General features: G+C 44.8%; 16 protein-coding genes and 1 pseudogene. 1 reads left to right on the top strand and 16 read right to left on the bottom strand.

The features are described from left to right. Positions 1–13 precede the first annotated feature (13 nt). Positions 14–1393 (bottom strand): ABC transporter substrate-binding protein, encoded by a 1380-nt coding sequence (locus C161_RS08555; protein WP_036670959.1) that lies wholly within the window; start codon positions 1391–1393, stop codon positions 14–16. Between the two features lie 528 nt (positions 1394–1921). Here C161_RS08555 and C161_RS08550 point away from each other — a divergent pair. Continuing rightward, on the top strand, positions 1922–2962 hold the full coding sequence (locus C161_RS08550) for a LacI family DNA-binding transcriptional regulator (protein WP_235193769.1): 1041 nt from the start codon (positions 1922–1924) through the stop codon (positions 2960–2962). Between the two features lie 191 nt (positions 2963–3153). Here the strand turns inward: C161_RS08550 and C161_RS08545 are convergent, their stop codons facing one another. The 15 genes and pseudogenes from C161_RS08545 to C161_RS08475 form a co-directional block, all read right to left on the bottom strand. Further along, positions 3154–4332 carry a DUF4272 domain-containing protein gene (locus tag C161_RS08545; protein ID WP_036669640.1) on the bottom strand — a complete coding sequence of 393 codons (1179 nt, stop codon included), beginning with the start codon at positions 4330–4332 and terminating at the stop codon, positions 3154–3156. A 21-nt stretch (positions 4333–4353) separates the two neighbouring features. After that, positions 4354–5574 carry an RtcB family protein gene (locus C161_RS08540; protein WP_036669638.1) on the bottom strand — a complete coding sequence of 407 codons (1221 nt, stop codon included), beginning with the start codon at positions 5572–5574 and terminating at the stop codon, positions 4354–4356. A gap of 180 nt (positions 5575–5754) precedes the next feature. Beyond that, positions 5755–6177 carry a hypothetical protein gene (locus tag C161_RS08535; RefSeq protein ID WP_036669636.1) on the bottom strand — a complete coding sequence of 141 codons (423 nt, stop codon included), beginning with the start codon at positions 6175–6177 and terminating at the stop codon, positions 5755–5757. A gap of 108 nt (positions 6178–6285) precedes the next feature. After that, entirely contained in the window at positions 6286–6723 is a 438-nt protein-coding gene (locus tag C161_RS08530) for a GNAT family N-acetyltransferase (RefSeq protein WP_235193768.1), read from the bottom strand. Between the two features lie 40 nt (positions 6724–6763). Next, complete coding sequence (locus tag C161_RS08525) at positions 6764–7189, bottom strand: GNAT family N-acetyltransferase (RefSeq protein WP_036669633.1); 426 nt, start codon at positions 7187–7189, stop codon at positions 6764–6766. A gap of 16 nt (positions 7190–7205) precedes the next feature. Next, entirely contained in the window at positions 7206–7736 is a 531-nt protein-coding gene (pgsA, locus tag C161_RS08520; RefSeq protein ID WP_036610288.1) for a CDP-diacylglycerol--glycerol-3-phosphate 3-phosphatidyltransferase, read from the bottom strand. Further along, positions 7736–8281, bottom strand: coding sequence for a ClbS/DfsB family four-helix bundle protein (locus C161_RS08515; protein WP_036669631.1), 546 nt, complete (start codon positions 8279–8281; stop codon positions 7736–7738). Before C161_RS08515 ends, pgsA begins: the two co-directional genes overlap by 1 nt. A 200-nt stretch (positions 8282–8481) precedes the next feature. Then, a complete protein-coding gene (locus C161_RS08510) occupies positions 8482–10407 on the bottom strand; it encodes an ABC transporter permease (protein ID WP_036669629.1) in 1926 nt (641 codons plus the stop codon). Next, a complete protein-coding gene (locus C161_RS08505; RefSeq protein ID WP_036669625.1) occupies positions 10404–11159 on the bottom strand; it encodes an ABC transporter ATP-binding protein in 756 nt (251 codons plus the stop codon). The genes C161_RS08510 and C161_RS08505 overlap by 4 nt, the downstream gene beginning before the upstream one ends. A 116-nt stretch (positions 11160–11275) precedes the next feature. Continuing rightward, positions 11276–12280, bottom strand: coding sequence for a sensor histidine kinase (locus C161_RS08500; RefSeq protein ID WP_036669620.1), 1005 nt, complete (start codon positions 12278–12280; stop codon positions 11276–11278). Next, positions 12277–12966, bottom strand: a complete 690-nt coding sequence (locus C161_RS08495; RefSeq protein WP_036669617.1) for a response regulator transcription factor — start codon at positions 12964–12966, stop codon at positions 12277–12279. Before C161_RS08495 ends, C161_RS08500 begins: the two co-directional genes overlap by 4 nt. A gap of 195 nt (positions 12967–13161) precedes the next feature. Then, the gene (locus C161_RS08490; RefSeq protein WP_036669614.1) at positions 13162–13926 is read right to left on the bottom strand and encodes an SDR family NAD(P)-dependent oxidoreductase; all 765 of its coding nucleotides are present in this window, start codon (positions 13924–13926) and stop codon (positions 13162–13164) included. Positions 13927–13975: 49 nt separating this feature from the next. Further along, positions 13976–14656, bottom strand: coding sequence for a class I SAM-dependent methyltransferase (locus tag C161_RS08485; RefSeq protein ID WP_051449735.1), 681 nt, complete (start codon positions 14654–14656; stop codon positions 13976–13978). A 339-nt stretch (positions 14657–14995) separates the two neighbouring features. Beyond that, positions 14996–15469: pseudogene (gene tnpA / locus C161_RS08480) on the bottom strand (IS200/IS605 family transposase). 203 nt (positions 15470–15672) lie between these two features. After that, positions 15673–16056: a VOC family protein gene (locus C161_RS08475; protein ID WP_036669609.1), complete on the bottom strand. Its 384-nt coding sequence runs from the start codon at positions 16054–16056 to the stop codon at positions 15673–15675. Positions 16057–16084 lie beyond the last annotated feature (28 nt).

Genomic DNA, 16084 nt, shown 5'->3' with positions numbered 1-16084 from the left:
GTGATAAGTGTTGTTATTGTTTGCCGAGTTTATCAATTGCAGCTTGTGCCTGTGCCTTGTATTTCTCGGCTGTTGCTGTCACGGAAGCATTGTTTTTGATGATATCGTTCACATAATCCCCGAAAGGGTATCCTGTGTAGGCATCATCCAGCAAGATGCGGCCGGTTCCAGCGATGTGCTCGCGAATGATCGCAATATCCTTCTCGTCGGTATAACGACTCTCCAGATAATCTTGACCTGGATACTCTTCAATCTGCGGGATGTCGAAGGTCTCTTCATAGATTTGGTAGACGATCTTTGGATCTTCCACACCTTTTGGAATGAACTTCGCTGATGCTGCATTGTTTGCATACGTTACCTCTTTGCTACCCTGTGGCCCGTTCGGAATCGGCACAACACCAACAGCAAAGGTGAGATCGCCCAACTGCCATTCAGCAGCGGTGAACAGAGCTACATCTCCATCTTTGAACGTATTGCTTTCCTCCCAATTGGTTTTGTCGCCGGTTTTGACCTTCACGACATTTTCCACGTTATACAGGCGTTTGACGAATTCGGCAGCTTCAATCGTTTTCGGATCGGACAATCCTTCTTTGCTATTGGTATCATCCACGATCGTTCCACCATTGGCTGCGGTAAAATGACGAACGACATCAAGCGCCCAGCCAGAAAATCCGTATACGTCAGTTTTGCCGTCGTTATTGGTATCTTTGGTTGCCTGTTTGGCAAGTTCCATGAATTTGTCCCAATCCCATTTGCCTTGGTTATACAGTTCTTGAGGATCAGGCAAAGATAATTTTTTGAACAAGTCACGGTTATAGTGAAGTCCCAGACCAATGCTGGTTGGAGATTCGAAGGCATATTCGTTGCCTGCAATGGCAGGAAATTTTGCAATCAGGTTAGCCTCTTGGTTGATGTTATTCTCAGGTGTAGTGAATTCGGAGATGGGCAATAGTTGCCCTTTGAGGATGGCGGGTAGTGCGGATTTGTACTCCATCTGAACGATGTCGGCGAACGGTTCGCCAGCCAGTGCAGACGTTGTGAATTTGTTCATGTATTCTTCGAAAGGTACGTTAACAAACTCCAGTTTCACGTTGTATTTCTTCTCAACCTCTGCAATTTTATCAAGTCTGGCCTTATCGGAGGCCGTCTCTCCCGCCGGTTTCAAGTCCCACCAGGCCGCGACCTTGATGACACGTCCACCCAGATCAGGCACATTAACCACAGCTTCTTCCGCTTCGCCCTCTTTCTCTGTCTCAGCGACCTCGGTGCTATTACCTGAGTTCGTTGTTCCCTCTGCTTCGGTCCCCGTCTGTGCTGTCCCCCCACCACTGCAAGCGGATACAAGAAGCATCACAGCCAATAACATCAGAGGTAGAACATTCCATCTTCTCATCATGATTTTAACAACCTCCCCGAATGTGTATACCAATCATAGTTCACCCTAAATCGTTAACCCCATTCATCAACCAATCGAAAATAAACAACCACCACCATTTGTTATTTCTTTGTTTGCTTTTGACAAACAAAATTTAACACAGCAAAATGTAAGCGTCAACATTTTTGTTGTTAACATTTTCTAATTTCTCTGATAAAATGCTGATTAAGCTGTAATATGCCTGTATTACAGCTTATTCAATATCCTGGACTCTAAGTACAAACATATTAAACCATGATTCTAACTTTGTTTATTTTGTTATTTTTATAAAATAACAAAATAATAATTTAGCAGACAAAATTCGTCATTCTATCTGAAAATATGCTTACCGTCACGTTGAACGTTCATCCTAAAATACTGTGCATCACTAACATTTTGAATTCTCTGTCCGTTATTAGATTAAGAGAAATACATCATGTTATACTAGAACCAGTTGGATATCGCTCCAAATAAGGAATACGGCAGAACTACGAGTGTAAGGATGGTATGATGAAGACAAAGGTAACAATTCAGGAGATTGCACATTTTACGGGTTTGTCGAAATTCGCGGTGTCACGAGCTTTGTCTGGAAAATCGGGAGTTAGCGATCAAACGAGGGATGTCATTCTCAAGGCCGCTGGCAAACTTGGATATTTCAAAGATAACAGCATGTTGTCTGGTGAACTGTATAACAGCCATGAACTTCAGGAACCGAAGAACACACGTTCAAGCGGAACGATCTTGATTTTGTTCCCCAATGTTCGGTACCAAAATCAAGACTCCGTATACTGGGGACCCGTCTTTAACGGGATTTCTTCCAAGCTGAACCAAAAAGGGATTAATATTCTGACCTTAACGGAACCCTCAGCAGACCAGCTATTTACCCTGCTCAACCCGGATGCCATTCGAGGGATCATTACCGTTGGCTCTATCTCGACCCCGATTCTGCTTGAAATCAAGCGTCTTAGTATTCCGGTTGTAATGGTGGATCATCTGGACCCTGTTTTTCACAGTGACAGCATATTCACCGATAACTTTGCATCCATGCGGGAGATCATGCTCTATTTGCTCCGCAAGGGTTTCAAAACATTCCAGTTCGTTGGCAATATCGGGGATGCTCATAGCTTCTATGAACGCTGGATTGCATACACTTCTGTGCTTATGGGTCATGGGATGGAAATACATCAGATTCCCGAGCTGAGTAATCAGGCATTGGATGAGTTCCGCCAGACGTTCACTTCGGTGATCAGTGAGGATAACCTGCCTGAAGTGTTTGTATGTGCGAATGATTTCTATGGACTATACACCATTGAAGCCCTTGAGAGTATGGGTATTCGTGTACCCGATCAGTGTGTTGTCACGGGATTTGATAATCTATATGACAATATCCCATTACTGGCTACAGTTAATGTGAACAAGGAGTTGCTCGGTGCGCGTGCAGTGGATCAGATGTTATGGCGCATAGCGAATCCTGAGAGCAACGTCGAGAAAAAGTTGATTCTTGCTGACGTCATTATTCGTGAACAGTTTGGCAGGCATAGTGGGTAAGAGTATAATACATGTTGGTGAATATGTGTGGATATACATATTAAGCATATATGGAATAACGCTTATGTCCACACAGAACAGCACGCCAAATACCCCTTTAACCGTATTCGTGCGGCTATAGGGGTATTTGTATTGTTGTATGTTGTGTAATGTTTATTGTTTATTTACATAGGCCGTCACATCATCCCGTTCTACGTATCTGTACGCACATCATCCCAGTCCTGATCCAGGTAACAGATCAGCCAGTTCAATGCACGGTGACGTTCATAAGCCACTCCACCATTCAGGCCAGCTGGAGGTGTTTTGTCATTCACACGACTATCCACGCACACCCAGTTATAACGGTAGATCAGATCTGCTTCATCCAGAATCTCGCTTTTGTTACGCAGAGATGCATCGGAGAGAAAGTCGGTAAAACTATCCTTCTGTTGCAAATAACCGACATCCTTCCCTACGTTACACAACTCCGTTGGTGCACCCAGTTCCTTCACATAACCAAGCGCCCATAACATTACGTGGTAGGCTTCATATCCCCAGGAGAAGGAAATAATCTCCTGCTGCTCTGCTCCGTACTGGTCGATAAACCTCTTCTCTACGGGTGAGAAAAAGGAGTCAGCCTCATACTTGTCGATCACTTCCTGAACCAGTGCTGCGGTATCATCCGCACTTTCGCCGGCTCCCAGACACTCACCCTTAAGCGCGGCAAGACATAGGGCAACCGCACGGCGCGCAACTTCCTCTTCACTCCGAATCGTGTTGTGCTCATCTCCGGCCCTTGCGGGCAAGTGCGCATTATACGGAATGCCTTGTTCAGTCAACCGTTGCTCTGAACGCGCTTTACGTTGAATGCCAGACTCCGACTGGGGGCTGTCACCGTCAAGGAAACTGGGGTGCGCTGTCACCGTGTAATCCTCTACCTCAGATTCTCCATTCACATCCAGCAATAGCTGACCTTGTGCGTTCAGCAGAGATCCACCTCCCCAGAAGATGACAGCATCCAGCGCATCAGCCAACCGCAACAATTCGCCGAAGAATTCTTCCGAGATGTCCTCTTCCGTCTCAATACCAACCACCATATTAAGTGTGGAACATTTGATCAATACCTTTTCCTGGAGCAAAGCATTGCGCCCTTTAATCTGACTCAAAAATCCAAGCATCCCCTGAATCATTGTCGTAAATTCCTCAGGATGTGTCTGGCTGGTCATGATATTAAAGCCTTTGGTTTTCTTACTGAGCCATTTTTTCTGAGTCACTTGAATATGGGTCTTGTCTTCCCGGCGTTCAATCGTACCCTCAGGATAAATGGATTGAATCAATTCAAACAGCTGATCCAGGTCAAACTGAGAGCTATATATCGCACAATTTCTCATGAAGTTCACCCTCTTTTCTAACTAATCCTTATATGGATCGAATTCATTACCTCCGGCCATGGCGACACCAACGGGACGCAGCACATGGTTGATCTTCAACGTATTCGCATGTGCGTTCAGCACGTCTTGCAGTTTCTTGTACACAAACGGACTTTCGTCTGTGCCCGCTCCCCGCAGCTCGACACCATAGGCACGAATCGCCTCATGCATCTGTGCTTCGCTAATCTCGCCACCCATGCGTGTGCGCAGCTTGTAATTCATTTTGCCAGCCGCCTGGGTCCGGCTCATCGTGCGCCCTGCCCCATGTACGGTGCTGCGGAATGACTCGGTGTTCTCCTCGCTGTGGATCCCTTCCACAATTACCGAGATATCACCCATACTGCCTCCGACAAAACCGAGTTGCCCGGGTGCCAGTGGCGTTGCACCTTTGCGGACCACAACTACCTCTTCACCCATGTGTTGTTCCTTCCAGGCAAAGTTATGATGGTTATGTACGGCGTATTCAGCACTTGTCCCCAGAATTCCGAGCACCTGTTCAATGACATAGTCGCGTCCTGCATAGGCGTATCGGCCCGCCAAAGTCATTGCGTCCCAATACATATCACCCATTTCGCTGTTCAGGTCAAACAACGTAGGCGGTTGATCCATCGATTCGCCCGGCGCTTTGCCACTGAACTGACGCCCTGCGGCAAGGTTAAGGAACCCACTCGCCACTTTGTGACCGAACCCGCGGCTGCCAAAATGATTCGCGATCCACACCTTCCCCGTTGCCTCTTCTACAAAAATATCCACAAAATGATTGCCACTGCCTACGGTTCCGAGTTGGTTGCGTGCAAGTGTCTTCAGCTTATGTTGTAATCCCGGTTCAATGGTATCAAACAGCTTCCAGCTCGCGTCGTCGAACAGCTCATGATCCACGGGTGTTGGATTGTTACGACCCACGCCGAAAGAAATGGTCGAATTGATGTCATCCATGATCGTTACAATCTGATCCCGAATATCTTCCCACATCAGATTTGTACGCACAGCCTTGTTGCCACAGGCAATATCATATCCGACACCTGACGGGCTGATCATATTCCGATAAGCGACAACACCACCGATGGGTTGCGAGTAACCTTTGTGATGGTCGGCCATCAGAGCCACACCCAATACATCTCCATATTGCGAGCAAGTCACCGCCTGACTTACGGCGTTCTCCAGCGGCTCCCCCCAGACTTTAATGTTATCTACGATACGCATAATTGTGTTAACCTCCTATGTACTTTTTTTGAAAATACATCTTTTATTTCTATACTGTTGTTCTCATTAGTTTAACAAAGATCAGCGTTGCTCGAAACGTTGTCTTCCTTCAGTTCACCAATTATTTACGCATAAAAAAAGAGAGCTCAGCTCCCTTTTTTTCTCACGGTTGGTTCCTATTCACTTCTTGCTAATCTTAAACTTGAACGCCCAAGTTGCTGTGTTACCAGAATATCGGCCTCTGTTCTCGGTCACCACCACGGAAAGTGTCTTGTTGGTTGATTTGGAGAACGAAGATAGTTTGACGTTGGCGCTTTTATCCCCGTAATCGGGAATTTTGTCCTGTTCTTCGGCGATGGCCTCCAGTTTCAATGTACCCGTGGATTTCAGGTTTAAAGTGACTGACGAACCCTCTTCCAGATCTTTGCCGTTCACACTTGCTCCGATGGCCCACTCATTACCGACAGAGTTATTCTCGACAAGCTCTGCGCTCACCAGCGTAACGGTTACCTTAACCGTTTTGGCAGCAGCATAGGAGGTTGGGGAACATACGGCGAATACCAGGCTCAGAATCATGAAAACATTAGCCCATTTTTTGAACACGAGAGTGCCTCCCTCTTATTCGTTTCTTTTGTTAAGACTATGCCTTATTCGCCGTGTTCCTTAAGTAATCCTTCCACTTGTGTAAGAAATTTTCACTTGAACTGTCTGTTAAAGATGCTTTCGGTAACCCTGAACCTTCTCATCCTTGAAACCTAACTTCTCATAAAATATATGTGCTTCCTTACGCTGATCGCCAGACACCAGAATCATGTAACCACAACCCATATCTTTTGCAATCCGCTCAATCTGGAGCATTAACCTCTGCCCAATGCCCTGCCTGCGTACCTGATCCGATACAATCACATTCTCCACAACCATGAACGGTTTGCATGGCCCTACCAGATCCATACACTCAACCCCCATAACGGACCCAACCAGTTTGCCATTGTAAAATGCCCCAAGCACATGATAATGGCCATTCTGCTGTATGTAATGAAACATCTTTTTCATCTGCTGTTCATTGGTAGGCATTCCCATCAACTCATAGTATAGCTGGCTTAGTGCCGGTAAATCTTCAAGTTCGATTCCTTTAATGGTAACCATCATAACCCTCCTGATTTTTCCTATTTCGCATGCTTTGTCTGTCTTAAGTGAGGTCCTTTTTAAAATAATAATGACTGTGTCCAGTCGGTGCATTCTCGATCGTTGTGATCAATTGGTAGCCATGTTTCTTGTAAAATTCCGGTGCTTGATAGGAGAAGGTGTTCAACATGACAAAATCACAAGATTTCTCTCGCGCAATTCGCTCAACTTCAAGTAACAACTGTGAACCATATCCCCGATGCCGTTGTTCAGAATCCACCCAAAGAATATCAACCTCCAGCCAGTTCCAGCAAAGTGTACTAAGCACACCTGCAACAATCTCGCCGGTCTCATTTTTGATATTGAAATTCAGTTCTTCGTACCGATGCCTTAATTCCTCGCTCACATGTGCAGCATTAAATGCGATAAGTTGCTGGCGAACATACTCTGAATCCTCTGAAGTACTTGGATTAATATTTATTTGGGACATCTCCTAATCACTCCTTTTATCTCAACAGTTTATAATTTACGATAATGTAATTCATTCCGGATAAGAGAGTAACGCCTGTTGCAACCCATAGTAATGCCACATCCACTCTGATATCAGTCAACAAACTAAACGGAACATTATTCAACAAAATGGCAATGATCGCTGCCACCTGAAGCACCATTTTGATCTTACCATATCGATCCGCTGCAAGAGCAATACCCTGTTCTGTGGCTACCATTCGCAATGCAGTAATGACAATTTCACGTCCTATAATGATTACAGCAATCCATGAACTGATCATATTCTCCTGAACCATCATGACCAGCGCTACCGCAATCAACAGTTTATCCGCCAGTGGATCAAGCAACTTTCCCAGATTCGTGATTTGGTTATATTTCCTCGCCACATATCCATCCAATTTATCCGTACCTGCCGCTACTGCAAATATAATTAGTGCAATCATCACGCTTTGCTGATTGAGAAAACAGATCATAAACAATGGAATCAACGCGATTCTAGCCAACGTGATTTTATTTGCCAGATTCATTAGACATCTATTCTCCCCTCATCCATGTTGGCTAAGTGACCTTTTTTCCATCTACGTAATCGGGTCCGAAAGGATTTAAAAGGAGCTACCGAATTAATCTGGATCCACTTCACCATAGCCCATCCGGGCTTAGTCCCCGTCCACTGTCTTATCCCTTGTACAAATAATTCCTCTTCGCTCAGCGAGGCAATCCAGTTCTGCCATTGTTGTTCTGTCTCCCGAAACAATGAGCGTAACTCCTCCAGCGTATAGCCTGAATACTTTTCGTAAAATGATTCATTTAATTGCCCCAGTTGGTTCCATTTATACCCTGGTGCAGGCATATGACATTCATGTCCCAACTGTTCATTTCTCTCCCACTCCATCACCAGGTTCATCCATCCTAACTGGTAGGCGATCATCTGGGCAGGCGTCTTGTCCACACCTTCAACCCACTTATCTTTGTCGCTGTTATGGATGTCATTGAACTCACCCTCAAACAATTCATAGGTGCGTCGAATCGTCTCACTTAACTCTTTCTTCGAGGCATATAGAACTCCAGGCACGCTACTCCACTCCTCCTCGTTTCACCGTTATACATGAATCAGAAGCATGGACTCTATCATCATTTCGACTCAATTCCATAATCATCCTTTTTTTTCATAAAGCTATATTTATTTCTGCAAGAAAAAGGGCAGTCTGTAAACAATACAGCTGCCCTTTACTCAACCTATTTTGCTATATCAGCATACTCGTGATCCCAATTCTACAAAGCTTCCTTAATCACCCGTTTATAGTACCACACAGACAACAGACCAAAGATCGAATATAACAATGTATAGACTATCATGACAATGACCGTAGGTGTCGCCAGCTCCGTACCAAAGAAAAACCAACCTGATTTCACGGCAAAGTAACTATGACTCAGCCCCACCATAAGCGGAATACCAAAGTTAAACAACTGCTTGATCTGAATTCCACGCAACAGATTGCCTTGTGTAAATCCGAGTTTTCGCAGAATGGTATAATTGTCCTTCTCCTCTTCACTCTCGTTCATTTGTTTAAAGTACAGGATACATCCCGATGTAATCAAGAACGTCAAACCAAGGAAACCAACAATGAACATAATTAAGCCCATATTATTACGTTGGTTATTTCTGAACTCAATCTGGGAGAAGCTCGGTGCTTCCAACTGTAGCTCCTTATATACGGCATATGCCTCTTCAGCCTGCCCCTCATTCAGAATACGTACACCATAGTAATCCGCCCACTCGGATTTTTGCAGCTCGGGATCGAGATCCTGCCGCAACTGCTGGTATACCGTTTCATCTACTACCGCTACAGGCGTGCCCCCAGAATAGTATCCAGGAAGAACCCCCTTTTGGGTGGTTCCGATCAGTTGTTGGTCTAGCGTTCGCTTCAATCCATGCAAGACAATTGGACCTGTCTCCTGAATGGAAATCAACTGCTGAATGGCTTTTCCGTATCCCATGAAGACCGCTTCGCCTGGTTGCAGATCAATGTTATCTACCATCTTGTCACTCAACACACTACTGAACAGGTACTTTTCCGTCATGGACTCATCCATCACTTTATGAGCATCAATTTCAATATAAATGGGCTGTCTATGCTTCTCTTCATATGGAATCTGTTTGTGTTCCAAATCCGTTACAAAGCGATTTTTCACCTCAACCTGAGCAAAAGAGAAATCCTCCGGCAAGCTTTCTCTCGCCTGAGTTTCTGCGGAATAATACGAAATGTAACTGAGTGACAGCATGCCAATAGCAAGCGCTGACACGGTTGTAATAATTGTAAGCAGCAATGCATTAGATTTCATGCGGAACATGATTGAAGATAAAGACAACACCTCATGAATGGATAGGTATCCGTTTTTACTTTTGCGAATCAGATTAAAGATAAAACTTACCGAACCCTTATAGAATAGGTATGTCCCCAGTATGACCGAGAAGAGAATCAGGATCATCGTATACATCAACTGCTGCATATCCATTGCCTCACCGCTGAACAGCCGTGCAGACATGAAGTATCCATACACAATCAGAGCAATGCCCAAGACGCCAACAATCATCTGTCCGACAGACATCTTCTGCACCTGCTGCTCCGAAGTGGCAGACACCCGAAAGAGTGAGAGAATACTCTGCCCCTTGATAAAGATGTAGTTCATCAGCATGATGAGCAAATACATTATCGTAAAGACAATCACCGTTTGCATCAGTGCCATCGGAGAGAAATACAGTTTCGTAATCGCATCCACACCGAGAATTTTGAACAATATCATCAATACCAGCTTGGACGCAAGAAACCCAATTAACACACCAATAGCCATGGAGCCAAAATAAAGGATACTGTTCTCCGCACTCAAAATACCAAAAATTCTGCCTTTTGTCAGTCCGATCAATTGAAATAATCCAATTTCTTTGCTACGCCGCTTGATAAAGATCGTATTGGCATAGAGCAAAAAAATGCCGACAATAAAGATTAATAATACCGAAGATGCGCCTATAGCCGCCGCACCTTTTGTTGAAGCAGCCACCTCATCCATGGAAGGATCATACTGTAACGTCACAAAGGAAAAATACAAGGCCACACTGAACACAAGCGCAAATACATAGAGATAATAATTCTTCAGATTTTTCCTGAGATTGCGGAAGATAATATAATTCAAGCTCATTGCTGCACACCACCCAATACGCCCTGGGTTTTGATAATATCGTTGAAGAACGATTGCCGTGACTCGTCTCCTTTATTCAACTGGGTGTAGATCTGACCGTCTCGAATAAAGATCACTCTGCTGCAATAACTTGCGGCAACCGGATCATGGGTAACCATAATAATAGTCGCTTTTCGTGCGCTGTTCATATCACTTAACTTGCCGAGAAGATCCGAAGCGGACTTGGAATCCAGCGCTCCTGTCGGCTCATCCGCAAAAATGATACTCGGCTCGTGGACAAATGCTCGTGCTGCCGAAGTCCGCTGCTTCTGACCCCCTGAAATCTCAGATGGATACTTGTCTTTCAATTCGTAGATTCCCAGTTCACGTGCGATCTGTTCAAACTTCTGGTGTGCCTCCTGCTTTGGAATGCTCGTAATCGAGAGCGGTAATAATACATTTTCCTTCACCGTAAGGGTATCCAGCAGATTATATTCCTGAAAAATAAAGCCCAAATGATGTTTGCGGAACTCAGCCAGCTGTTTCTCCTTCATTCCGGTGAATTCCTTGCCCTCAATATCAATCGTGCCCTGGCTCACCCGATCAATGGAGGAAAGTACATTAAGCAGCGTTGTTTTACCCGAACCCGAAGGCCCCATAATACCAACAAACTCTCCCTTGCTTACCCCAAGATCAATTCCCTTCAGCACTTCCTGTTTATTTAATTTATTACCATAGACTTTATGAATTTTTTTGGCTTCCAGTATCCACATTTCCCGCTCACTCCTCTTAGATCTTCTGCAAAATGCTCGTGTCTATATCATAGGCGGAATGTGCAGTGTTATCGTGTGATTCACCGAACAAAACCAAAAAGCATGTGACATTGTTGTCACACGCCTGCAAGATGCACCATGTCGTTTTTTCGCGGAAAAGTAAGTGTGACGGTTGTGCCCTCGCCAAGAGAAGATTCTACATGAATGTTCACATGAAGCGTCTGGACCACCTGACGAACCAGATACAGCCCCATCCCGGTAGCCGCCCCATCCATTCTGCCTCGGGTGGACGTAAATCCTTTATCAAATATACGCGGCAGATCTTGAGTCTCAATCCCTCGCCCGTGATCCTGAATCATGAGTATGATGTGTCCATCCTGTTCCCAACTTTCAATGAGGATGTCCGATGAATCGCTATATTTCACCGCATTGCTCAACAACTGCCGGAGGATGAAGCCTAACCATTTGCTGTCTGTGAGCACGCACGATACCATTAAAGACACATCAAAGCCAATGCCTTTGGAAATGCACCACGATTTCAGTGCTCGTATCTCGCTATTCAATACCGGTTCAAGTTCCGTCTCTTCGATGAACAGATCATTATGCATAAACGGAATACGCTTCTGATGAAGCTGCTGATCCAGCAACTGATGAATTCGTAACCATTCATATGTCATTTGGCTCTGTAACTTGTCATCTGGCAAGCGCTCGATCATCAGTTGCAACGCAGTCAGTGGGGTCTTCACCTCATGAATCCAGGACAACATCTCGTCCTTCTCCTGTTCCAGAGCGATAAAATGATGTGACGACTCCTTACGATACCGCTGTGTCTGGGAACTGACGGCCTCATGTACAAGCTGCTCATATGGACTTTCGGCGATATCAAGTTCTCCCAGATCATAGGTATGATCCCAGATGCTCAACTTTTTATAGAAACGGGTCTCTTTCAGGTATCTCGCCCAGATAAAAACAAGGCATACCACTACATTCAGTCCTACGATATACACCACAGATTGGAATGGAATGGACGAGTCCAGGTAGGCCACCAATAAAATAATAAGTTGCATGCTTACCAGTAGCCATAACCAACTAGCCCTTTCTCGTATGTACTTTCCGATCATGCTTCTGCCTCTTCCGTTGCCATGTACCCCTGACCTACTTTGGTTTCAATGTACCGCTCCAAGCCGATGGGTTCAAGTTTCTTCCTTAACCGATTAACGTTAACCGTTAGCGTATTGTCACTCACGAAATGCTCATGATCCCACAAGCTGCGGATGAGGTCTTCACGGGTAACAATCTGATTTTTGTGCTCGACCAGCACTTTAAGGATGAACATCTCGTTTTTGGTCAACAGGACAGATTCATCCCCGCAGGTCAGTGTATTTTTCACATATTCAATAGCAGCACCACGCCAGGTTCGGAGTTCAGTATGCTCTGTGTTATAGTTGTACACCCTCCGCAAAGTCGCTTGGATCTTGGCAATCAATACATCGAAGTGAAAAGGCTTCTGGATAAAATCGTCTGCACCCAAATGCATGGACATAACCATATCCGCAGGATGATCCCGTGAGGACAAAAAGATAATCGGCACATTGGAGTGCGAACGAATGATCCGGCACCAATGGAAACCGTCATATTGGGGTAACTGAATATCAATAATGACCAGTTGCGGCTGAATTACGCTGTACTCCTGCAATACCTTTCCAAAATCCTGCACACCATACACGTCATACGACCATTGGGACAAACGTTCCTTGATTTCATTGAATAACGACTCGTCGTCTTCAATGAGCATAATTTTAAACAAGAGACTTCACCACGTTTCTGATCTTCTAAGGTTGAGGTTGAATAAAGCAATTAGACTCCGTTGTTGCAGGATAACCTTTACCGTTACGAATCGTTCTTCCGATCGCTGATTCCAGTGTACAGGGAAGTTGGGCTTATATCAAAAGGTATCCATACTTCGTAAGAAAACGAGCTGAAAGAAGTATCGTATATCATATTAGCTCTCAACAGTGTGTATAACATGGCTTGCATCACTGTTTTCGTCCATCCGCTCGATCAACTGCATCGCTACGTCTCTTGGCGATCTTAATTGGCCTGCTTCATATACTTGATTGAACATACCCGCAAGGGCGAACTCCTCTGCACTTTTGCCTCGTGCAACAGCCTGCAATTCCGTATCAACCATCCCCGGATCAAAAGCAATAATCTCAACAGGGTTCTGTTGGCCCGTTTGTTCCAAAGATACGCATTGGGTGAACATGTTCATACCTGCCTTGGATGTACAGTACACTGCCATTGAAGGCGCGGGATAACTTCCCGAACCAGATGAGAGATTAACAATTTTACGTCTGGCGGACAGATGATTTGTTTGTTGAATAAAAGAGGAACTTAATATCATTGGTGCTGCGAGGCTGATGTTAAGACTCTGACTTATCTCTGCCGCACTGCATTGATCGATAGGTTTTAGAGGATCCAGCATCGCTGCGTTATTAATGAGTCCAATGAATTCAGCTTCCTGAGAAGGTATTTGGTCCAATATGCGTGTAATCAAATCATCGATCCCATTCAGGTCGGCAAGATCATACTGAACATGGCGGTAACGCCCGCTCCATTCCTCGCTTGATTCCAACAGATCCGAACCCCCGCGTGAAATACCGTAAACGTAATCCCCCTTAGCCAATAATAACTCTGCAAGTTGTAAACCGATCCCTTTGGATGTGCCTGTAATGATAAAGTGTCTTTTTCCTGTTTCTGTTCCCATTCTGATACCACTCCTCCTCTATTTTCAATGCATGTTTATTTCACTATTCTTACGAGTTTTTCTTTCTCCACAACGTGGCCCAGAGAAAAGGTACACCAAAATACGGTTCATGCTGCTCCAGCGACTTCATTGCACGGAACTCCACACATTCAAAGCCATCTTCCAGCATGTAGCGAAGCTTCTCCTCCGTGAACGCAAGACCACCGCGCATCGACTTCTCTTGATACACCTGCCAATCATTCATAACGATCTCAGGCCCACCAATATCGCCAAAACCAGGAGCAAAACAAGTCATTCCAAAGTATCCTCCAGGCCGGAGTGCATTGTGGATCATCTCTATGTAGGGAATGCGCTGATGTGGCAACAGATGGTGCAGACAACCCGAGTCGTAGACAAGATCATATTCTTGCTCTGGGGATAATTCGAACACAGATCGACATTCAAAATGCACGTCCAGTTGCTCCTCTGCCGCCCTCTCTTTAGCCCAAGCAATAGCTGTCTCCGAAAGATCATAAGCATCTACCTGATATCCTTGGCGGGTTAAATACAAGGCATTTCTGCCCGGGCCACACCCCAGTTCCAGTGCCTTACCGCCGCTCAGCACACCTTCGTTCACATGCGCTACCAGATTCTCATCCGGTTTGTTTGGGAAAAAGGGGATTGGTCTGTTCCGATCCTCATAGAAAGGTTCCCAAAACTGCTTGGCAGATCTGAAATCCGCATCGAGCATATCATATAGATCCTGTACACTTTTAATCGTCTTTTCCACAACCACATTCCTCCTTAACTGCTCCAATTCAAACCTTCATTTCCGACTTCATTCCTCATCATTTTCAATAAATCAGCCACACTCTATTATAACATTTTTACCCAGTAGTTCTCTATTTTTCTTGTGTTTTTCTACTCCAAAACAGAAGCTTTTTCCCAATCAGGACCACCCGTCCAACGGGTGGTTTGCTCTTGGGGTATAACCCCCTGTTGCCAAACTGCGCCTAAAGACGCTAGCCTGACAGCAGGGCTGTTCAGGCTCAGTGTTATTTGTCACTTTCACTCACCAGTTAAACTGGTTTTACTTCTTTTTGCTCCAATTACTGCTGAATGGATCTTCGTATTCTTTTACACTCAGCTTATCTAACGCTTGATCATGTGCTTCTTGTTCACGAATATACTTTCTTACCGTTGCTTCATTTAGGCCCACTGTACTCACATAGTACCCTTCTGCCCAAAACTTTCGATTGCCGTATTTATACTTGAGCTGGGCATGCTTCTCGAATATCATTAGTGAACTTTTTCCCTTTAGATATCCCATGAACGTGGAGACTGCCATTTTCGGTGGAATCGCTACCAACATGTGAACATGATCGGGCATCATGTGACCTTCTATAATTTCTACTCCCTTTTACTTACACAGACGTTTGAAAATTTCGATTAAATCTTTTCTCACTTGATTATAGATTTCTTTCCGTCTATACTTCGAGGTAAATACAATGTGGTATTTGCACATCCACTTTGTGTGAGCTAGGCTATAGCTCTTGTTTGCCATCTAAGACCATTCCTTTCTTTTGAGCCTGAACATCTCAATTTTATCGGAATGGTCTTGGTGGTCAAACCCTCGATCCCTCCACCCGCATAGCGGGTGGTTTTTTGTTTCGCGCGTTTCACGCACTCAACTGGCTAAAGCCATAACAAAAAAACGACCGACATGAATGTCGATCGCTTACAATCGTTGGGGTTTTGTGTTGTAACTTACTTCGCCCGTTCCAAGACTGCAAAGTAATTTCCTTCATTATCAGCAAAGTTGAAGACACGCCCCGTTGGCATCTCGACAATCTCTCCAACCGTTACATGTTTACCAGCCAAGTCGGCATATAACTGATCCAGATTTTCGGTGAAGAACATTAACGAAGGTGTGCCCAGATTTACACCCGCCGACATCCGTTCAACGAACTCTTTGTCATGGAGTATAATGCTTGTCTGCGAGTCTGGAGTAGGCGCAATCTCAATCCATCTCATGCCCTCATCAAGGTTTACTTCATCCACAATGTGGAATCCTGCAACTTCCGTCCAAAATTCCAGTGATTCATCTTGATTGTTGACATACAACATAATCTGGCCGACTTTGCTAAACATGGATCAATCACTCCTCTGATCATCTAAT

It is taken from the genome of Paenibacillus sp. FSL R5-192, assembly GCF_000517845.1.
Lineage (GTDB): Bacteria > Bacillota > Bacilli > Paenibacillales > Paenibacillaceae > Paenibacillus > Paenibacillus amylolyticus.
Note: the sequence above shows the minus strand (reverse complement) of the source record. Positions and strands in the feature narration are given on the sequence as shown.

Excerpts from the sequence above, each read along its gene's own strand:
- C161_RS08555 (WP_036670959.1), bottom strand. The coding sequence starts at position 1,393 with ATGAGAAGATGGAATGTTCTACCTCTGATGTTATTGGCTGTGATGCTT.
- C161_RS08550 (WP_235193769.1), top strand. The coding sequence starts at position 1,922 with ATGATGAAGACAAAGGTAACAATTCAGGAGATTGCACATTTTACGGGT.
- C161_RS08545 (WP_036669640.1), bottom strand. The coding sequence starts at position 4,332 with ATGAGAAATTGTGCGATATATAGCTCTCAGTTTGACCTGGATCAGCTG.
- C161_RS08540 (WP_036669638.1), bottom strand. The coding sequence starts at position 5,574 with ATGCGTATCGTAGATAACATTAAAGTCTGGGGGGAGCCGCTGGAGAAC.
- C161_RS08530 (WP_235193768.1), bottom strand. The coding sequence starts at position 6,723 with ATGATGGTTACCATTAAAGGAATCGAACTTGAAGATTTACCGGCACTA.
- C161_RS08525 (WP_036669633.1), bottom strand. The coding sequence starts at position 7,189 with ATGTCCCAAATAAATATTAATCCAAGTACTTCAGAGGATTCAGAGTAT.
- pgsA (WP_036610288.1), bottom strand. The coding sequence starts at position 7,736 with ATGAATCTGGCAAATAAAATCACGTTGGCTAGAATCGCGTTGATTCCA.
- C161_RS08510 (WP_036669629.1), bottom strand. The coding sequence starts at position 10,407 with ATGAGCTTGAATTATATTATCTTCCGCAATCTCAGGAAAAATCTGAAG.
- C161_RS08505 (WP_036669625.1), bottom strand. The coding sequence starts at position 11,159 with ATGTGGATACTGGAAGCCAAAAAAATTCATAAAGTCTATGGTAATAAA.
- C161_RS08500 (WP_036669620.1), bottom strand. The coding sequence starts at position 12,280 with ATGATCGGAAAGTACATACGAGAAAGGGCTAGTTGGTTATGGCTACTG.
- C161_RS08490 (WP_036669614.1), bottom strand. The coding sequence starts at position 13,926 with ATGGGAACAGAAACAGGAAAAAGACACTTTATCATTACAGGCACATCC.
- C161_RS08485 (WP_051449735.1), bottom strand. The coding sequence starts at position 14,656 with ATGCTCGATGCGGATTTCAGATCTGCCAAGCAGTTTTGGGAACCTTTC.
- C161_RS08475 (WP_036669609.1), bottom strand. The coding sequence starts at position 16,056 with ATGTTTAGCAAAGTCGGCCAGATTATGTTGTATGTCAACAATCAAGAT.